Source organism: Streptomyces sp. NPDC018964, assembly GCF_044390325.1.
Lineage (GTDB): Bacteria > Actinomycetota > Actinomycetes > Streptomycetales > Streptomycetaceae > Streptomyces.
Map to the genome: position 1 here is coordinate 582,854 of NZ_JBIRYZ010000002.1, position 18,998 is coordinate 601,851.

Below are 18,998 nucleotides of genomic sequence, written 5' to 3' on the forward strand. Positions count from 1 at the left end.
GGGCATTCAGCGGAACGCCGGCCGCGCGGTGGTAGCCGCATGCAGATGCGGCCTGATCACGTGCGCTGCTCGCGCAGCAGTTCCCTGAACCAGGCGTACGACGCCTTCGGGGTCCGTTCCAGCGTGTCGAAGTCGACGTGGACCAGGCCGAAGCGGCGGGCGTAGCCCTCCGCCCACTCGAAGTTGTCCATCAGGGACCACACGAAGTAGCCGCGTACGTCCACGCCCGCCTCCACCGCCCGGTGCAGTGCGCGGATGTGGCCGTCCAGGTAGGTGATGCGGTCCCGGTCATCCAGGCCCTCGTACGCGCAGCCGTTCTCGGTGACGACCACCGGCGGGAGGCGGTCGCCGTACCGGGCGCGGAAGGTGGTGAGGACCTCCGTCAGCGCTTCCGGGACCACCGGCCAGCCGAAGTCCGTCACCGGGTGGCCCTCGGTCTCCCGCACCGAGAAGGGGAGTCCGGCCGGCATCCGGACCCCGCCGAAGTCGGTCTCCGTGCCCCGCGGGGCGCCCACGCTCGTCGGCGCGTAGTAGTTGATCCCGTACCAGTCCAGCGGCTCCGCGACGACCTTCAGGTCCGCCTCCACGTCGCCCGGCATCAGCTCGCCGATGCCCTCCGGGTAGCGGCCGAGGAGCAGCGGGTCGGCGAACATCCCGTTCAGCAGGGTGTCGTAGAAGCCGGCCGCCGCCACGTCCGCCTCGTCCTCGGAGGCCGGCCAGGTCGGCGCGTGGGAGTTCGCGATGCCGATGTCGCCGGCCCCCGCCGCACGCAGTGCCCGTACCGCGAGCCCGTGTGCGAGGAGCTGGTGGTGGGCCACCGGGAGCGCGTCGAAGAGCAGCTTCCGGCCGGGGGCGTGCACGCCCAGCGCGTGCCCCAGCAGGGTGTGCTCGGCGGGCTCGTTGAGGGTGATCCACTTCGTCACCCGGTCGCCGAGCCGTCCGGCGACCTCCGCCACGTACTCGGCGAACCGTTCCGCCGTGCTCCGCTCCAGCCAGTCCAGACCCACCGGAAGGTCCCAGTGGAACAGCGTCGGCACCGGCCGTACGCCCGCCTCGCACAGCTCGTCGACCAGCCGGTCGTAGAAGTCCAGGCCGCCCCGCGCCCACACCCTCGGCCAGGAGACCGAGAAGCGGTACGCGTCCACGCCCAGCCCGGCCAGCAGCGCCACGTCCTCACGATGCCGGTGGACGTGGTCACAAGCCACCGCCGCCGTCGAGCCGTCCCGCACCCGCCCGGGTTCCGCCGAGAACACGTCCCACACGGACGGCTCCCGCGCGTCCGCCGCCCCCTCGATCTGGTGCGCCGAGGTCGACACGCCCCACAGGAAACCGGCCGGGAAACGGGGGAGCGGAGTCGTCGTCGCCATGGCCCGGATCATCCGCACCCGGACCGGGCCGAGTCAACGCCCGTGCGCGACAAGTGAGTTACGCACCCTCCTTCAGCACCCTCCGGATCAGCTCCCGCTGTTCGTCCGTCAGCCGGGGGTCCGCGCAGTACACCGACCTGCCGTCCACCGTGATCCGGTAGCCGAAGCCGTCCGGCACCCCGGCCGGAGGCGTGCCCCGGCCGGTGGCCATCACCCGCTCGGCCAGGGCGTGCCACTCGTGGGCGTCGGCCCGGCCCGAGGTGTCCACCTCGGCCTGCCGCTCGATCCCCGCGAACCCGCCCGTGCGCCGCACCTGAATACGCATGGGTCCCTGTCTAGTACGGAACTACAGCGTCCGCACTCCCACCCGCTCCCAGGCCTTCGACACCGCCTGGAGTTCCCCGCCCTCCCCGTACCGGGCGCGCGCCGCCTTCACCGTCAGCGTCGCGAAGTCCGTGAACCGCGCGTGCTGTTCCAGCTCCCCGCCGGTCAGCACGTCGTACCAGATCTGTCCCGCCCGCTCCCAGGCGTGCCCGCCGAGGGTGGTGGCCGCCAGGTAGAAGGCGTGGTTCGGGATGCCCGAGTTGATGTGCACGCCGCCGTTGTCGCGGCCGGTGCGGACGTAGTCGTCCATCGTCGCGGGCTGCGGGTCCTTGCCGAGGACGTCGTCGTCGTACGCCGTGCCCGGCTCCTTCATGGAGCGCAGTGCCGTGCCCGTGACGCGCGGGGCGAGCAGCCCGGCCCCGATCAGCCAGTCGGCCTCGTCGGCGGTCTGGCCGAGCGTGTACTGCTTGATGAGCGCGCCGAAGACGTCCGACACCGACTCGTTGAGCGCGCCGGACTGGCCGAAGTAGTCCAGGTTGGCGGTGTACTGCGTGACGCCGTGGGCGAGTTCGTGGCCGATGACGTCGATGGGGAGGGTGAAGTCGAGGAAGATCTCGCCGTCCCCGTCGCCGAACACCATCTGCTCGCCGTTCCAGAAGGCGTTGTTGTACTCCTCGTCGTAGTGCACGGTCGCGTCCATCGGCAGCCCGTCGCCGTCGATCGAGTCGCGGGAGTACACCTTCAGGAACAGCTCGAACGTGGCGCCGAGACCGGCGTAGGCGCGGTTGACGGTGGCGTCCTGGCCGGGCTCGTCGCCCTCGCCGCGCACCTTCGTCCCCGGCAGGTCGGTGCCGTGCCGGGCGTCGTACACGGTGCGGTACGGCTTGCCGGGCTCGGCGTCGGCGAGCGTGGCGACGGCGGGCGCGCCGACGACCGTGGTCAGCCGGCGCTGGGTGCGCTCGTAGGCGTCGCGCCGGAGGGTCCGGCGCGCGGGACCGTGGAGCACGGGGTCCTCGGCCTGCGCGAGCCGGTCGAGGACGTGCGGCGGGACGATGGTGCAGAAGACGGGCTCGAAGCCCCCGTTCGTGGTCATGTCCGGAACCATCGCACCACGTGACGCCGCTGTCACCACCCGCAACCACGATGAGGGAAATCGGCCCCCATCCGGCCTCTCGCGCCCCCCTGAAGTGGTATACGGCACTTTTTGTCCCGTTCATCCCTCCGGTCCCGCATACTGATACGGACCTTCGCACGGTGGGCGACTCGGTTAAGCTGCGGAGCATCATGAGTTTCGGGCTGCTTCTCCTTAGCTGCCGCGGTGAGGGTCTGCAGTAGAGGCCGACCCCCTCCCCGCGGAGTTCGGCGCTGCGCCGTCGGCCGTCCACCAGGACACACCGAGGAGCCCTCGCACCATGGCGAACCGCCAGCAGCCCAGCCCCATGCCCATCCACAAGTACGGCCGCTACGAGCAGGTCGACATCCCCGACCGCACCTGGCCGGACAAGCGGATCACCACCGCCCCCCGCTGGCTCTCCACCGACCTGCGCGACGGCAACCAGGCCCTGATCGACCCCATGTCGCCCGCCCGCAAGCGCGCCATGTTCGACCTGCTGGTCAAGATGGGCTACAAGGAGATCGAGGTCGGCTTCCCGGCGTCCGGCCAGACCGACTACGACTTCGTCCGCTCCATCATCGAGGAGCCCGGCGCCATCCCGGACGACGTCACCATCTCCGTACTGACCCAGGCCCGCGAGGACCTGATCGAGCGCACGGTGGAGTCCCTGAAGGGCGCCAGGCGGGCCACCGTCCACCTGTACAACGCCACCGCGCCCGTCTTCCGCCGGGTCGTCTTCCGCGGCTCGCGCGACGACATCAAGCAGATCGCGGTCGACGGCACCCGCCTGGTCATGGAGTACGCCGAGAAGCTGCTGGGCCCGGAGACCGAGTTCGGCTACCAGTACAGCCCGGAGATCTTCACCGACACCGAGCTGGACTTCGCGCTGGAGGTCTGCGAGGCGGTGATGGACACCTACCAGCCCGGCCCCGGCCGCGAGATCATCCTCAACCTGCCGGCCACCGTGGAGCGTTCCACGCCCTCCACGCACGCCGACCGCTTCGAGTGGATGGGCCGCCACCTGTCCCGCCGCGAGTACGTCTGCCTGTCCGTTCACCCGCACAACGACCGCGGTACGGCGGTGGCGGCGGCCGAGCTGGCGCTGATGGCCGGCGCCGACCGCGTCGAGGGCTGCCTGTTCGGGCAGGGCGAGCGCACCGGCAACGTCGACCTGGTCACCCTGGGCATGAACCTGTTCTCCCAGGGCGTCGACCCGCAGATCGACTTCTCCGACATCGACGAGATCCGCCGTACGTGGGAGTACTGCAACCAGATGGAGGTCCACCCGCGCCACCCGTACGTGGGCGACCTGGTCTACACGTCCTTCTCCGGCTCCCACCAGGACGCCATCAAGAAGGGCTTCGACGCCATGGAGGCCGACGCGGCCGCGAAGGGCGTCACCGTCGACGACATCGAGTGGGCGGTCCCGTACCTGCCGATCGACCCCAAGGACGTCGGCCGCTCCTACGAGGCCGTCATCCGCGTCAACTCGCAGTCCGGCAAGGGCGGCATCGCGTACGTCCTGAAGAACGACCACAAGCTGGACCTGCCGCGCCGGATGCAGATCGAGTTCTCGAAGATCATCCAGGCGAAGACGGACGCCGAGGGCGGCGAGATCACCCCGGCCGACATCTGGGCGGTCTTCCAGGACGAGTACCTGCCCAACCCGGAGAACCCCTGGGGCCGCATCCAGGTCGCCAACGGCCAGACCACGACCGACCGCGACGGCATCGACACCCTCACCGTCGAGGCCACGGTCGACGGCGCGCAGACCACCCTGGTCGGCAGCGGCAACGGCCCGATCTCGGCCTTCTTCCACGCGCTGCAGGGCGTCGGCGTCGACGTACGGCTGCTGGACTACCAGGAGCACACGATGAGCGAGGGCGCCTCCGCGCAGGCCGCCTCCTACATCGAGTGCGCGATCGGCGACAAGGTGCTGTGGGGCATCGGAATCGACGCGAACACCACGCGGGCCTCGCTGAAGGCGGTCGTCTCGGCCGTCAACCGCGCATCGCGCTGACCAGCCGAATCGGTGGTTCGAGGCCCCGCCCACCGGAAACCGGAGGGCGGGGCCCCGTCGCATACCGGCCATCTCCGTGTGCGGGTCACGGAAAGGTCTCGTCCCAGGTGCTGACTCCACCTCCCGGATGTGGCTAACATCACGCAGACGCGGCGACGACGCTGTGGGCTACGGAGGTGCGACGTGCTGCCAGGACGGGGACCCAACGGCCGGGCCGTTGCCGCCAGACTGTCGCGCCTGCTGGGCACCCGCACCGTGTGGACGGCCGTCGGCGACGGGGAGTTCTTCTGCCCCGGCTGCGGCGGTGACCGCAACTACCAGCGGCTGACCGGACACCGCCGCTTCGCCCTCCTCGGCGTGCCGGTGCTGCCGCGCGGCGAGAGCGGGCCGGTCGTCGAGTGCGCGGCCTGCCGCCGCCACTTCGGCACCGACGTCCTGGACCACCCCACCACCACCCGCTTCTCCGCGATGCTCCGCGACGCCGTCCACACCGTCGCCCTCGCGGTGCTGGCCGCCGGCGGCACCTCCTCGCGCGCCTCCCTGGAGACGGCCGCGGCCGGGGTGCGCGCCGCCGGTTTCGACGACTGCACGGAGGAGCAGCTGGCCGCGCTCGTCGAGGCGCTGGAGGCGGACACCGGCCGCTTCACCGGCGAACCCTGCACGGCGGGCCTCGCCATCGAACTCCACGAGGCCCTGGACCCCCTCGCCCCGCACCTCGCCGCCCCCGGCCGCGAGTCGATCCTCCTCCAGGGCGCCCGCGTCGCCCTCGCCGACGGCCCCTACACCCCCGCCGAACGCGACGCCCTGGCCACGGTGGGCGCGGCCCTCACCATCTGCTCGGACGACGTCACCCGCCTGCTGGCGGCGGCCCGGACACCGTCCTGAGGCAGTGTCTCCGCGTGCCGACCGGACCTACCGTGCGAGCACCGGGGGCGCCTCTTCGTCCGCTGACGTCCGCTGAGGACTCGTGCGTCGGGCGCACGGTCTTGTCCGACGCTGAAGGGGACGTGGCAAGGTGATGATGGATCACGACGCCGACGCACCATGGTCGAAGTTCGATCCGGAGGTGTACGTCGGCCTCAATTACCGCACCCCGCTCGAGGCCGATCTGCTGATCGTGGGGCTCATGCGCGACCATTTCAGCCGCTGCTACGAGCAGGGTGTTCCAGCCTCGGTCCGCGGAGTCGACGTGGGAGCCGGCGCGAATCTCTATCCGGCCCTTTCCATGCTGCCCTGGTGCGAGAAGATCCTCCTTCTGGAATATGCGACTCCGAATGTCGAATATCTGGAGAAGCAGGCGTCCGGCGGAGGGTACGACACCGCGTGGGACGCCTTCTGGGACGTACTGAGTCAGGCTCCCGCCTACCGGGACGTCGAGCCGAGGAGCCGCTTCGGCGAGATCGTCCAGGTGGAACGTGCCAACCTGCTGGACCTCGACGGACAGCGGCGCTGGGACATCGGCACGATGTTCTTCGTCGCCGACTCGATGTCCGAGTGCGCCGACGAGTTCCAGCGGGGCGTGGAGTGCTTCATGGACGCGCTGAACGGGGGAGCCCCCTTCGCCGCCGCCTTCATGAAGGAATCCGTCGGATACCAGGTCGGCGCACACAAGTACCCCGCCTACCGGGTCAACGAGGACCGAGTCCGGGAGGGCCTGGAACCGTTCACTGCCGAGCTGGAGATCCATGACATAGACCACCACATGGTGCGACCGGGGCACGAGGGAATGATCCTTGCGTTGGGGCGGCGGAATCCGGCGATTGTCACCCCGTAGGAACGGGGGTCATGTCTGAACACGGGGCAACGAGATCTGCGTGAGGGGTACGGGCATGTAGATCAAGCCACGGCAGCCTCTGCTGGACATCTGGAGGGTCATGGCTTGCCATTCGTTTGACGAAGGAAGGATTGTCCAGGAGAACGCCCATGGACTGAACAGCGTTGCCGCCCAGGAGGTGTGAGCCGTGCTTGTCTTCGCCGCCTCCGACAAAGGAGGCACCGGCCTTTCGGTGACCAGCGCCAGCCTGGCCTATCAGCGCGCCCTCAGCGGCGACCACGTGGCCTACGTCGACTTCGGCTCGCCCACCGCCGGCGGCACCTGCTCGCGCGCCTCCCTGGAGACGGCTGCGGCCGGGGTGCGCGCCGCCGGTTTCGACGACTGCACGGAGGAGCAGCTGGCCGCGCTCGTCGAGGCGCTGGAGGCGGACACCGGCCGCTTCACCGGCGAACCCTGCACGGCGGGCCTCGCCATCGAACTCCACGAGGCCCTGGACCCCCTCGCCCCGCACCTCGCCGCCCCCGGCCGCGAGTCGATCCTCCTCCAGGGCGCCCGCGTCGCCCTCGCCGACGGCCCCTACACCCCCGCCGAACGCGACGCCCTGGCCACGGTGGGCGCGGCCCTCACCATCTGCTCGGACGACGTCACCCGCCTGCTGGCGGCGGCCCGGACACCGTCCTGACTGCGCGGGCGCCGTTGGGAGAGTGCCGTGCGCCTCACAGCACGAGGCACATCATCCGGCGGTCCTCGCCCGGGCCGAAGTAGTCCCGGCGCAGCCCCCCGTCCGGCGGCTCCGGACGGAAGCCCAGGGAACGGTAGAGCAGGATCGCGGCGTCGTTGTCGGGCTCCACGGTCAGCCGGACTCGTTCGGTCCCGCAGCGGCGCAGCCGCGTCAGCACCTCCACCATCAGCTCCCGGCCCAGTCCGTGCCGGCGCCGGTCCTCGGCCACGCACAGGCCGAGGATCCAGCTGTCGGAGAACGCCGTGGTGGCCGCCAGGACATAGCCGCGCAGCCGGTTCTCGCCGTCATCGAGGACCAGGAAGTGCTCGGCGTGCATGTCGAAGAGCTGACGCAGCAGGAATGCGGGGTAGGCGAACTCCTGGAACACCTCCTCTTCGAGCCGCCGCAACTCAGGGAGGTCGGATTCTTGAGCCGTCCGGAGCACCGACACCGGGTGCCGTGGGTTGGGGAACGGATTCAGTTCCGGAAGATGACTGCGGCAATCCAGAGCGTGCTCCGGTGGTTTGGCGGTCATGCCACCCCCAGTTGGGACGTGAGATGTCAGCTTGGCAGTCGGGTCCGCCGTTCACATGAAGGAGGGAATGGGGCTCCGGTGGCCGCTTCCGGCCAGAGCGAGCGTCCCATTCGCCTCTGGTGCACGGGCAAGTCCAAGCATGACAGGACTGTGCCAGCGTGTGCCTGATGCGTGCCTGGACACGGAGAACTGACGCGTTTCTGGCTGCCTCAGCGCCCTCCGGCCGACGCCTGTGCTTGCGGATATCGGCGACCTGGCCCTGGAGAAGTTGGCCACCGCGCCGGGTCTCCACCATGCCCGAACACCGAAAACGTGTCAGTCACCCGGCAGTTCCCCCTCAACGACGTCTCATCGCCCCATCCGGAACAGCGAGGCCAAAGCGCTGTCGTTTTCCGCGATGTGCGGTTTGATGGTCCGGATGGTCCACATCTTGGTTCGGGTAAGTGGTGAGCGTCGTATCCGGCGCAATGGGGGTTGTCGGCGGGCGCGAGGGCTCCGCCCGCGCGGAATCGGCGAGTGACGCGGGAGAGCTTGACAGGGTGCGGACAGCCGTGCCGAGCCCGGCGAATGAACCTGCCCTCGCCGGGTAGGCATGCCCTCGCACGAACTTGATTTAGGCTCAAGGGGGCGTAGTGAGTTCCGCATTCAGGTCCATAGGGGCATCTGTGGCGCACGGGGCCGGGTGCCGAATCGCTCCCGTTGTCCTGGCGGACGCCAAGACTCCTCAGAGGGATCATCGACTCACCCCGTGGTGTCCTCGGGTATGACCGTCCCCGTTGTCGCGCCCTCCGAGGACGGCATCCCGTGGCTCGATCCCCAGCCCGGCGGTGTCGGGGCTCTGGTGACCTGGCGTGAGGCGGACGGCGCATTGCGTCTGGCCTCGGCGGGCGCGGACCGTACGGTACGCGTCTGGGACCTGCGGTCCGGCACCCCGCTGGGGTCCCCGTTGATCGGCCACACGGCCTGCGTCGGCGCGTTGACCCAGTGGAGAGACGACACAGGGGAGCATCGCCTTGCGTCGTCGGGCGAGGACCACACGGTGTGGATCTGGGACCCGGCCCGGGGAACAGCCGTCGCGGGGCCCCTGACTGGACACAGTGAATGGGTCATGGGACTGACCAACTGGACCGCACCGGACGGTGGGGCCCGGGTCGCCTCGGCCAGTGCGGACCGCACCGTCCGGATCTGGGACGCCCGCAGCGGAGACCCGTTGGGGGAGCCGCTGATCGCGAATTCGGGTGGTCTCTGGGCGGTTGCGGCGCTCGTCCTCCCCGACGGCTCCGTGCGGTTGGCGGCCGGCGGCGACGGCGGCGACGTGCACCTGTGGAATGCCGAGACCGGAGAACCCGCGGGCCAGATCCCTCAGGCATGCGCTGCGGGTGTCTACGCGCTCAAGGCCTGGCAGACCCCGGATGGCACGGCCCGGCTCGCGATCGGCGGAGTGGACGGCACGGTACAAGTCCGGGATGCCGAGGGGCGCTCCGTCTTCGATCCCATGACCGGGCACACTGCCGCCGTACGCTCCTTAGCCGTGTGGGCCGGCCGCGACGGCGGGACGCTGCTCGCGTCTGCTGCCGCGGATGGCACTGTTCGTATCTGGAACGCCGAGACCGGCACCGCAGTGGGGGACCCCTGGCCCGGCCATCTCGGTTGGATGCCTGCCGTCGCTGCATGGACCGACGACAGCGGGGACTCCCATCTGGCCACCGCCGGTGACGGAGGGACGATCCGGCTGTGGGATCCCCGGACGGGTCTCGACGTGATGCAGCCGTTGATCGGCCACGTCGCCGGCCAGTGGGCGCTGACCAGCTGGCGCAGCGCCGACGGATCCGTACGACTGGCCTCAGCGGGGGATGATGCGATCATCCGCCTCTGGGACCCCGAGTCGGGTACACCCGCCGGGCCCTCTCTGACAGGGCACACGGCCGGAATCTGGGCGCTCACGAGTTGGACACGTGCGGATGGCCGATCCCGGCTCGCCTCGGCCGGTGACGACGGTACCGTCCGGGTCTGGGATCCCGACACGGGAGCTGCGTTGTACGAACCGTTGCCGGGACAAGCGGCCTGGTTACCGGCCCTTGCCTCGTGGCAGGGGGCGAACGGTACATGGTGCCTGGCCTCGGGCGGAACCGACGGCGTCGTACGTGTCTGGGATGCGGAGACAGGGGCGCTCGTCCGGGAGTGGGCGTCCGGCTCACCATGGGTGTTGGCTCTGGCGGCATGGACGAGTGCCGAAGGATCGCAACGACTGGCCTCGGCCGGGGACGACGGCCGCATAAGGATCTGGGATCCGGAGACCGGCGATGTGGTGGGCGCGGAGATAGCCGGTCATACCGCATGGGCGCGAGCACTGGCAGTATGGACCACCGACCAAGGACTGCCCGCCCTCGCCTCGGCGGGCTTCGACGCTGTTGTCCGGACTTGGGATCCAGAGACGGGGGCCGCGCTGGGCGGCCCGCTCACAGGGCATACCGCACGTATCGGGGCCCTGACCAATTGGCAGGACGCAGACGGCGGAATCCGTTTGGCCAGCGGCAGTGACGACGACACCGTCCGGGTGTGGGACCCGCATACACAGACCTCGGCAGGCGATCCTCTCGTGGGCCACACATCGGGTGTCTGGGCCCTGACGAGCTGGACCACCCCCTCGGGCGACCAGCGGATTGCGTCCGCCGGGTATGACGGAACCGTAAGGCTGTGGAATCCGAGGACGGGAGAAGCGGTCCGGACGATCGAAACCGGACCGGTCACTTTGTGGGGTATGTCGGATGCCCCGGCCCAAACGGACCTGCTCGGCCGTAACGCTCTCGCCCGCGCCCTCGCCCACCAGGCCTTCCGGCCCATCGACCCGTCGAAAGGGGAGGGCGGCCCGAGTGTGATCAGCGTCGAGGGACCCTGGGGCAGCGGGAAAAGCACCCTGATGAGCCTGGTACGCGATCTGGCACCGAGTCCGGCTCGCTCCAACGCGGCCCACCCTCACAAGCGCCCCATGACCGTGCGTGAGGCTGTGCGCCTGATCGGCAGATACGGTCGGCACCGATCTGCACCCGAAACCAGCCCCGGTCAAGCCGGCATCGTCACCGCCTGGTTCAACCCCTGGTTCTACCAGTCCGGACAACAGGTCTGGGCGGGATTGGCCGGGGAGATCATTGAGGCGGTGGCACCTGTGCTCTACCCGAGCGAGAGCGAACGCGAGCGGTACTGGTTCACCCGCAACCTGGAGCGTGTCGACCGCTTCGCCCTGCGGCGGCTACTGCTCCGGCGCACCGTCTCGCCTCTGCTCGGCATCGGCATCGTCACCGTGCTGCTGCCTTTCCTCCTCGGCCTTGCCGCATTGAACAGGTCCTTGGACCTTTTCAGTGCCGATTGGACGGCAGCCGACGTCTCGTTCGCCGTCGCCGTCGTATTCCTGCTCGCAGCGCTGATCCATTCCCTCGTCCGGTACTGCGTCGGTCGTGCCTCCCTCTTCATCCCGGGCGCGATGCTGCGCCTGCCGGTGCACGAGGGCGGGGAACCAGGTGTCCAGGACAGCCAGGACCAGGCCGCTGACCCACTTCTCCGCGCTTCGGCGGGGTCGTTGTACCTGTTGCAGCACGACATCGGGCAGTTGCTGGGTGATCTCGCCGACACGGGTAATGAACTCGTCGTGTTCATCGACGACCTGGACCGTTGCCGCAGTGACACCACCGCCGAGGTGTTCGAAGCGGTCAATCTCTTCCTGAACGGCATCGCCACCGGGCACGGATTGCATGCCCGCTTCGTCATCGGCCTCGATCCCTCGGTGGTGGCCGGCCATTTGGACGCTTACACCAATGCGACCGATACGGATCCAGGCGTCTATGCGCAGGACCCGAGTCCTGGTTGGGCTTTCCTGCGCAAGCTCGTTCAACTGCCTGTCGTGCTGCCCCAGGTCTCGGAACAAGGAGTCGCGGGCTTCGTCGAAACCGTGACCCGTCTGCCAGCCGCACATCGGACGTCGCCACCGGTGGACGTTCCGGCCCCACGGAGCCGAACCCATGCCGCCTCCACGGTGCAGGGCGCGCCCCCGGCGGCGCCGGCCACTGTACCTGCGGGCGGTTCCAGGCCGGGGAACACACACAGGTCCGCACCCACCGCGGTCCTCGCTGTACGCACCCTCGAACAACATCCCAGGATCCAGAGTCTCCTGAAAGAACGGATCGCGGGGCTGGAGGAGCCGTCGATCCGCGAGGCCAAGAGAATGCTGAACGTCTGGCAGCTCTATGAACGAGCGCTCATGGTGGACGAGCCGCTGGCCCGATCCGAGGCGGCGGTGGAACGCGCCTGTCTGCTGGTGTACGTGGCCGAGATCGTCGTGCGATGGCCCGCGTTGCAGCGTCGGCTGCACCGCCGGATGGAAGGAGGTCGGGGGCTGGGTGTACTCGCGGCGGCAGCCGAGGACGATGTCTCATGGGCAGAGGGACTGGAACTACTGGGACTTGACCAGCCCCGCCTGGAGCCCGCGGTACGAGGGCTCAGGCAGCTGCTGCGCACCCAGGACGGAGAGGCGATCGCGGGACTGGCGAGCCGGGTCCTGTGAGCGGCTTCCCGCAGGTCTCAACCGCGGTCCCTGATCGTTCGCCCGATTGTCCGTCTGACTTCCCGGTAGCCCGGGTTCTCGACTGCGGACTCCGCGTCCGTGCCCTCCAGAACGGCGCAGACCGTCTGCACGGCGAGCGACGAGGCCCGCAGGTTTGCCGCCGTGGTGTGAAAGCCGGTCTGCGGGAGACACAGGAAGCGCTCGGGCCCCAGGGACACCAGTTTCTGCCAGGCAGACGAGCGGCGCAGCCCGTCGCTCGCCGCCCGTATCCCGCGGTTCCCGCTGAGGATCTGAAAGAGGGCGGCTGGATCGACGAGGTCTGGATGCCCGCAGTTGATCAGCAGTGCACCGTCCTTCATCTGCTCCAGATCGGTGCGGCCGATCTCCGGCCGCTCTCCCCGTGCGGGGCCGGGACGATGCAGACTCACTACGTTCGACATCGCCAGCAGCTCCGGCTTCTCGAGATATCGCGCCGAAGTAACGGATTCGAACTCCGGTTTCCGGCGTGGACCGGAATAGACGACGCGCATGCCGAGACCGGCCGAAGCGATAGTGGCCACACGCGTGCCGATGCGGCCCGGGCCGATGACACCAAGGGTGAGACCACGCAGTTCCAACGCCGCAGGCCCCATTGTTTCGGGCGCGATGAGCCCGTCGACTCCCGAACGAGCGACCGATCCGATAATTGGTCGTGCCAGAGCCAGCATGAGGAATACCGTGAATTCCGCCACGGAGTCGGCATTCGCGCCCGGGGTCGCGGAAAAGGCGATGCCGAGTTCCATGGCGCGCCGCCAACCCGGCACGAAGCCCCGGTAATCGGAGCCCACGAAGGCCACAGCCTCCAGCAGTTCCGCTTCCTCGAAGTGCTCGGCCTCCGGTTCCTCGTAACCGCCGATGACATACCCCGACGCGCCCAGCAGTGCCTGGCGAAGCTCAGCCCCGCTGATCTCGTCCTGCTCAAGCCTGCGCAGGGTGTACCCGCGGGCTTCGATCTCCTGGAGCGCCGAGGGGACGACCAGCGTGGTGCCGGTCACCAGCACGATCTTGCCGTCGCTGCTCACATCGTCCCCCCTGGGGCCTGTACGGAACGCCGGGCGCTGTCCAGGGCGTCCAGGCCCCGGCTGAACAAGTCCTTGTCGCGCAGGAGCGGCACGCGTATCCACTGCGATCCCGGATTGTCCGTGTCACCGCGATCACGGTCCCAGTAGAAGCGGTCACCTGGCAGCACCATTACTGACCGGGCTTGGCAGGCATCGATGACAGCGTCCCGGTTTTCCCCCAAGTGCAGCCAGGCGACGCTCTGTTGGAACGCGTGCTCATCCGGAAGGCTCAGGGTGAGACCGAAACGTTGTTCCAGATGCCTTTGATTGGCGGCGGCGACAGCGCGAGCACGGGCGACTTCCCCATGCGGTCCGTCGTCCTCCAATAGCGCCGCGAGCATCCGGATGTTGAGCTCCGAGACGTTGAGGAGCACATCGGTGCAGATGGAACCGAGGTCGCGGACAAGGGAACGGGTAGCTGTGAGCACTCCGACCTTGGTGTCGTGCAAGGGGATGGCCTTGCCGGTGTCATCGACCGTCGTGACGTCGGCTCCCATGTCGTTCGCCATGTCGACGAGGTCCAGCTTCAGCCCTGGATCGAACATCCGGAATGACGCGTCAAGAACGAGAAGTACGTCGTGTCGAGCCCCCCACTCGAGAAGCGTGGATGCCTGGTCGGGCGTCAGTATCGCGCCGGTCGGGTTGTTCGGCGCTACGACGACGAGTGCGCCGAGTCCCAGTGAGTCGAGGAAGCCGGTGTCGCAGTTCGGCAGGATGCGGTCTTCTGGGACGGGCATCAGATCCAGGCCGCTCCTGGTGAAGAGCGCCGGCACACTGTCGAAAGTCGGCGTGAGCACACCGATCGGCCCTCGCACCGACCGCAGGTACTTGGCGATCACATCCAGGGCGATGGAAGCGGAGTAGGTCAGATAGGAGGAGCGAACCGGGTAGCGCTGGCCGGTGTGGCGGGTGAGAGCCTCGCGGAACCAGGCTTCTGCCTCGAAGTAGTCGGAACCGCTGTCAGCCAAGAGGTTTTGCGTTACCTCGGAAATACGTCGGACGGAGTCGGAGGAGAGGGAGTGACGGGCGTGCGCGTCGGCCAGATTGATGGTGCCGGCGGCGAGCGCGGGCCACTCGTGTTCGGTGAGTGAGTAAGTGGATGAGTCCGTCTTCACTGAGCTACCTCGCAGACGATCAGAGAAAACAAGCCACGTGGTGAGTAGGTGCCGCACTCCAGGATTCGGACGTCCCGTATGCGACCGCCCAGTGCGTCGGTCAGTCGACGGATCGTCGGGGCACGGGAATCGGAGCCGTCGTCGGCCGGCTCGTGCTCAAGTATCACGGTGAGCCGCCGGAGCCTGTGCGCCGCGCGGAGAACGACGGCGGATGCGATCTGGTCGTACGAGGCAAAGGTGCCAGGCCCGATGTCGGACCGAGCGGCCTTCGCCGCTTCCAGGGCCAGCTCGGCCTCCGCCCGAAGCCCTGGAGGCGCCTGGGGCCGTGGCGACGAGAGGCCGAATGGCGGAGAGGTGTAGAGCACGGCGTGCCGTGCCTCCTCATGCAACTCGTCCCATGTCTCCGCCCGAGTCGCGTCGCCCCACAGCACGCGCGACTTGGCGGACGGGCGCGGGACATCCGCCAGATCCGCCAGTATTTCGTGGTCCGACACGGGATGCTCGGTGCTTCCGCTCATACGGCGAGTCACTGAGAGACACGATGCCAGTGGCTGGTCAGGAATGACCAGTGGAGGCACGGCTCGCGCGTGTCCGGATTCAGCCGTCGACTTGGCGAGACACACGCATGCCAGTAAGGGGTCCAATTCGATACCGAAGAAGGGCAAGCCGAGCAGGCGTGCCGCGCAAGCCGAACTCCCGCCGCCGGCAAGGGGATCCACGAACAGGTCGGCCGCCGGGCACAGGTCCTGGACGATTCGGGCCGTTGTGCGAACGTTTGACGCGTTCTTGGCCTGAAACCACCGGTCGATCGGTTCACATGGATCCGGGAGATACTCCGTCAGCTTCCCTGGTGTGCAATATGCCTTCGGTAACGACGTCACAGCTCCACAGCCCTCCTCACGAGCCCGGCAATCCGAGGCATCACCTGAGTGCACTACCCTGCGAGCCCAGCGCATAAGAGCGCGATCAAGCCGGAACGGCGACGGTTCGTTCTCGCACACCCCCGGACGCGAGCGCAAGGAGATCAGCCGCATATCGGTGTCGGGCAGGTGAGTCCGTGCCTGCTCGTGCACTTCCCCTCTGCCCGCCGTTCTGGAGCAACTGGGCCGGATGTCCGCGCTGGGCCCGGTGGCGGACGCCCGGCCGCGCCTCCGCTCCGGCGAGGACTGCACCGCCGTCGTCGCCGTGCTGCGGCCCGCCGTGGACCATCTGCTGCACCCGTGGATGCCCCGGGCCCGCGTCGCCCGCCCACTCGCCCTCTCCGGGAGGCGCTGGAGGACTGCCCCGGCTTCACCCGCCAGTGGCGCACCCTGGTGCAGCGCGTCCGGAACCAGCTCGCCCTGCCCGCCATCCCCACCAGGAGGCGAGTTGAGCCCCTGAGCGCGCCGCCACGGCTCCGGCGCACATTCCCGCACCCCGATCCGACGCGTTTCCCAACGGGGGGAGAAACGAGATGAGCACGGCACAGTCACCCCAGCCCGAGGAGACGGAGCACCCGCCCGGCGCGGACGTCGCCCTCGGCACATCCTGGTCACCCGACCGGGCCGAGTGGACGCGCAGAATTCTGACCGGCCTCACCGTCGGCGTCGTCGTCGGGGGCGTAGCCGCCCTGCTGTACCCGGACGGCGCGGCACTCCGGCAGCTCGCAGCCGGACTGCTGTGCGCCGCCGCCACCGTGACCCTCCTGCACCTCCTCGCCCCGGACCGCAGGCACGAGGAACAGGGCCTGCGCACCCAGAGCGTCCTCGCCGAGACCGTACGGGACGGGCTGGAACGGCACGACGATCCGCGGACCGGCCCGGCCGGGCACACCGAGGACATGCCGCGGCTCGTCGAGACCCGGCTCGCCGAGCAGGCTCCGCTGCCCGAGTCGTACCCGCCGCTCGACCGCGTCCGCACCGGCGGCGTACCGGAACTGGCCAAGCGCCTTTCCGACGCCCTGACACCGGGCCTGCCGATCCTCTCCTCCTTCGTCCGTCTGGAGATGCAGCGGGTCGTCGGGCACATGACGGCGCTGGCCGGCATGACCGTGGAGTGCCACGGCGAGAACCACGACTGGATGCTCAGCCTCACTCACGCCGCCGAGCGCTCGGTCGACGCCATCAGCACCTCAGCCGACCGAGAGTTCTGGAACAGCGAGCCCGCCGGCCGTTATCTCACCGCCCAGCGGGAGGCGATCGAGGAACACGGCATGCCGGTACGACGGCTGTTCTTGCTGGAGAGCGCGCGGGGACTGGACGACTGGCTGCTGCGGCTGTGCGAGGAGCAGGAGACCATGCACATCGAAGTGCGCGTGGCAGTCCTGCCGGAACTGCCGCCGCGCCTGCTGCGCGGCTCCACCAGCGATTTCGTCGTCTTCGACGAGGAGGTCTCCTTCGAGATCGAGCAGGACTTGCGCGACGTCAACGTCAGGACCCGGCTCAACGCGCGACGCGACCACGTCCAGGACCGGATGAAACGCTTCCGGGAACTGTGGGAGGTGGGCATGAGCATCCGTGAACTGGAGGTACGGGTCGACAACGAGGAGGACGGCACCTGGATGGTCGACCGGGGGTAGCCCCGGTTACTCCCGCGGGAGTAACGCCGTCCCCGTGCCCCCCGCAGTACCCCCCGATTCGACCCCACGTCCGACGACCCGCGCCCCTTCCGCCAGGAGTCTGGGAACCGACCCGGACACCCGACCGGAGGGGAGCCCGTCGCATGGGGGACGCAAGGACACCAGTACGGTGCCAGCGCCTCGTGCCCTGGGCGGTGGTCGGACTGTGGCTGGCCGCGCTCGTGCTCGTCGGACCGCTCGCCGGGAAGGTCGGTGAGGTCCAGCAGGACCGGGCCGTCGACTGTCTGCCCGACAGCGCCGACTCGACTGCGACCGGGCCGAGGAATCACGCCGGCGGCGTCGTCGGCGGTTCATCGTCCGGTCGGACGAGCGGTACGGAAGTCGCCGGCGCCGCATCCCTCGGTCGCCGTGCCGTAGACCGATGGCGCGGTGACCTCCGTGGAGCGGTCCGGCACGGTGGACGGTATGGAGAACACGGGGAACGGACAGCAGCGGACCGAGGGGATCAGCCGGGCGAGGTTCCTCCTGGCCGGGGTGGCGACGACGGCGGGACTCGCCGGCGCGGGGTGGCCGGCCGGGCAGGCGGGGGCGGCGGAGCCGGCACGGCGGCGGGGACTGCGCAGGCGCGGGGTCGTCTACACGCTGGGGGCGGGGGAGACCCCGGGCACGGCGTGGAGCGCGCGGCGGATGCGGACCGATGTGCGGGCCATCCGCGACGAACTGCACGCCGACACGATCGACGTCACCGGCGACGGGGTGGAACGGCTCACCGCCACCGCCGCCGAGGCCGCCGAACGCGGCCTGCACGTCTGGCTCCAGCCGACCCTCGGGGACGCCCCGCAGCGGGACATCCTCGAACACCTCGCGGAATGCGGACGCTTCGCGGAGCGGCTGCGGAGGCAGGGGGCGAGCGTCGAACTGAGCGTGGGGTGCGAGTTCTGGCTGTTCGTGCCGGGCATCGTCCCCGGTGAGACGGTCCTCGAACGCGTCGAGAACCTCAAGAACGGCACGGTCGACCTGGAACCGATGCAGCGCCGCCTCGACCGCTTCACCGCGAGGGCCGCCGCGACCGGCCGCTCCGTCTTCGGCGGACGGCTGGGCTACGCCGCCGCTCAGGACGACACGGTCGACTGGGACCTCTTCGACGTCGTCGGCATCGACTACTACGCGCACCACCCCCGACGGCGGGACCACGTCCGTGAACTGCGGCGCCACCAACGCTGGGGCAAGCCGCTCGCCATCACCGAGTTCGGTACGTGCGCCTATGCCGGTGCGCCGGAGGCGGGCGGCATGGGCTGGGAAGCGGTCGACTACGAGAAGGACCCGCCGGAGATCAGGGGCGGTCTGGTCCGCAGCGAGCGGGTGCAGGCCGAGTACGTGACCGGTCTGCTCGACGTGTTCGAGTCGATGGGCCTGTACGCGGCGATGGCCTTCGAGTTCGTCACCCCGGACGCCACGCACCGCCCGGACGACCCGCGCCATGACCTCGACATGGCGAGCTACAGCATCACCAAGGTGCTCAGGGACGACCCGGACGACCCGGCCTCCGACTGGCACTGGGAACGCAAGGAGGCCTTCCACGCGCTGGCCCGGCGGTACGGGCGGTACGGGCGGTACGGGCGGTAGACGCGCGGCGTGGTGCAGGGCCGGCCACTGCCCCGGCCCCGCACCACGCCCCGGACACGAGCGACGGAACGCCGAGGACGGCAGTCCCGCCCCTAGATGAATGAGTCCGATGTTCTCAGTGGTCATAGGCGATCAGGGACCGTTTGATCTTGGCGCCGGTGGTCCAGTTGTGCCAGATGCCGGCGGC

At 69.2% G+C, this 18,998-nt stretch carries 13 protein-coding genes and 2 pseudogenes; 8 read left to right on the forward strand and 7 right to left on the reverse strand.

The annotated features are described in order from the left end of the window. Positions 1-56 precede the first annotated feature (56 nt). From ACH5AO_RS05315 to ACH5AO_RS05325, 3 genes are read right to left on the reverse strand one after another with little or no spacing between them, the layout of a single operon-like run. On the reverse strand, positions 57-1,367 hold the full coding sequence (locus ACH5AO_RS05315; protein WP_398921943.1) for a GH1 family beta-glucosidase: 1,311 nt from the start codon (positions 1,365-1,367) through the stop codon (positions 57-59). Positions 1,368-1,425: 58 nt separating this feature from the next. Further along, on the reverse strand, positions 1,426-1,692 hold the full coding sequence (locus tag ACH5AO_RS05320; protein ID WP_398921947.1) for a protealysin inhibitor emfourin: 267 nt from the start codon (positions 1,690-1,692) through the stop codon (positions 1,426-1,428). A gap of 21 nt (positions 1,693-1,713) precedes the next feature. Next, positions 1,714-2,784 (reverse strand): M4 family metallopeptidase, encoded by a 1,071-nt coding sequence (locus ACH5AO_RS05325; protein ID WP_398921949.1) that lies wholly within the window; start codon positions 2,782-2,784, stop codon positions 1,714-1,716. A 319-nt stretch (positions 2,785-3,103) separates the two neighbouring features. On the opposite strand from ACH5AO_RS05325, the gene leuA reads away from it, so the two are divergent. The 4 genes and pseudogenes from leuA to ACH5AO_RS05345 all read left to right on the forward strand — a co-directional run. Further along, positions 3,104-4,825, forward strand: a complete 1,722-nt coding sequence (gene leuA / locus ACH5AO_RS05330; RefSeq protein WP_398921951.1) for a 2-isopropylmalate synthase — start codon at positions 3,104-3,106, stop codon at positions 4,823-4,825. Positions 4,826-5,008: 183 nt separating this feature from the next. Further along, positions 5,009-5,710, forward strand: coding sequence for a TerB family tellurite resistance protein (locus ACH5AO_RS05335; protein WP_398921953.1), 702 nt, complete (start codon positions 5,009-5,011; stop codon positions 5,708-5,710). A gap of 133 nt (positions 5,711-5,843) precedes the next feature. After that, positions 5,844-6,599, forward strand: a complete 756-nt coding sequence (locus ACH5AO_RS05340) for an SCO2525 family SAM-dependent methyltransferase (protein WP_398921955.1) — start codon at positions 5,844-5,846, stop codon at positions 6,597-6,599. Between the two features lie 307 nt (positions 6,600-6,906). After that, positions 6,907-7,281: pseudogene (locus ACH5AO_RS05345) on the forward strand (TerB family tellurite resistance protein); the annotation flags it as partial. Positions 7,282-7,315: 34 nt separating this feature from the next. On the opposite strand, the gene ACH5AO_RS05350 reads toward ACH5AO_RS05345, so the two are convergent. Then, on the reverse strand, positions 7,316-7,855 hold the full coding sequence (locus tag ACH5AO_RS05350; protein ID WP_398921957.1) for a GNAT family N-acetyltransferase: 540 nt from the start codon (positions 7,853-7,855) through the stop codon (positions 7,316-7,318). A gap of 763 nt (positions 7,856-8,618) precedes the next feature. On the opposite strand from ACH5AO_RS05350, the gene ACH5AO_RS05355 reads away from it, so the two are divergent. Next, a complete protein-coding gene (locus ACH5AO_RS05355) occupies positions 8,619-12,413 on the forward strand; it encodes a P-loop NTPase fold protein (protein ID WP_398921959.1) in 3,795 nt (1,264 codons plus the stop codon). A 17-nt stretch (positions 12,414-12,430) separates the two neighbouring features. Here the strand turns inward: ACH5AO_RS05355 and ACH5AO_RS05360 are convergent, their stop codons facing one another. The 3 genes from ACH5AO_RS05360 to ACH5AO_RS05370 are packed head-to-tail and all read right to left on the reverse strand — an operon-like array spanning position 12,431 to position 15,146. Further along, positions 12,431-13,474: an NAD(P)-dependent oxidoreductase gene (locus tag ACH5AO_RS05360; RefSeq protein WP_398921961.1), complete on the reverse strand. Its 1,044-nt coding sequence runs from the start codon at positions 13,472-13,474 to the stop codon at positions 12,431-12,433. Beyond that, positions 13,471-14,628, reverse strand: coding sequence for a pyridoxal phosphate-dependent aminotransferase (locus ACH5AO_RS05365; protein WP_398921963.1), 1,158 nt, complete (start codon positions 14,626-14,628; stop codon positions 13,471-13,473). The genes ACH5AO_RS05360 and ACH5AO_RS05365 overlap by 4 nt, the downstream gene beginning before the upstream one ends. Next, on the reverse strand, positions 14,625-15,146 hold the full coding sequence (locus tag ACH5AO_RS05370; protein ID WP_398921965.1) for a hypothetical protein: 522 nt from the start codon (positions 15,144-15,146) through the stop codon (positions 14,625-14,627). Before ACH5AO_RS05370 ends, ACH5AO_RS05365 begins: the two co-directional genes overlap by 4 nt. Before the next feature lie 628 nt (positions 15,147-15,774). Here ACH5AO_RS05370 and ACH5AO_RS05375 point away from each other — a divergent pair. From ACH5AO_RS05375 to ACH5AO_RS05385, 3 genes and pseudogenes are all read left to right on the forward strand, one after another. After that, positions 15,775-16,004 (forward strand): annotated as a pseudogene (locus ACH5AO_RS05375) (hypothetical protein); the annotation flags it as partial. A gap of 77 nt (positions 16,005-16,081) precedes the next feature. Beyond that, the gene (locus ACH5AO_RS05380; protein ID WP_398921967.1) at positions 16,082-17,185 is read left to right on the forward strand and encodes a hypothetical protein; all 1,104 of its coding nucleotides are present in this window, start codon (positions 16,082-16,084) and stop codon (positions 17,183-17,185) included. A 465-nt stretch (positions 17,186-17,650) separates the two neighbouring features. Beyond that, positions 17,651-18,811 (forward strand): abortive phage infection protein, encoded by a 1,161-nt coding sequence (locus tag ACH5AO_RS05385; protein WP_398921969.1) that lies wholly within the window; start codon positions 17,651-17,653, stop codon positions 18,809-18,811. The last annotated feature ends 187 nt before the right edge of the window (positions 18,812-18,998 follow it).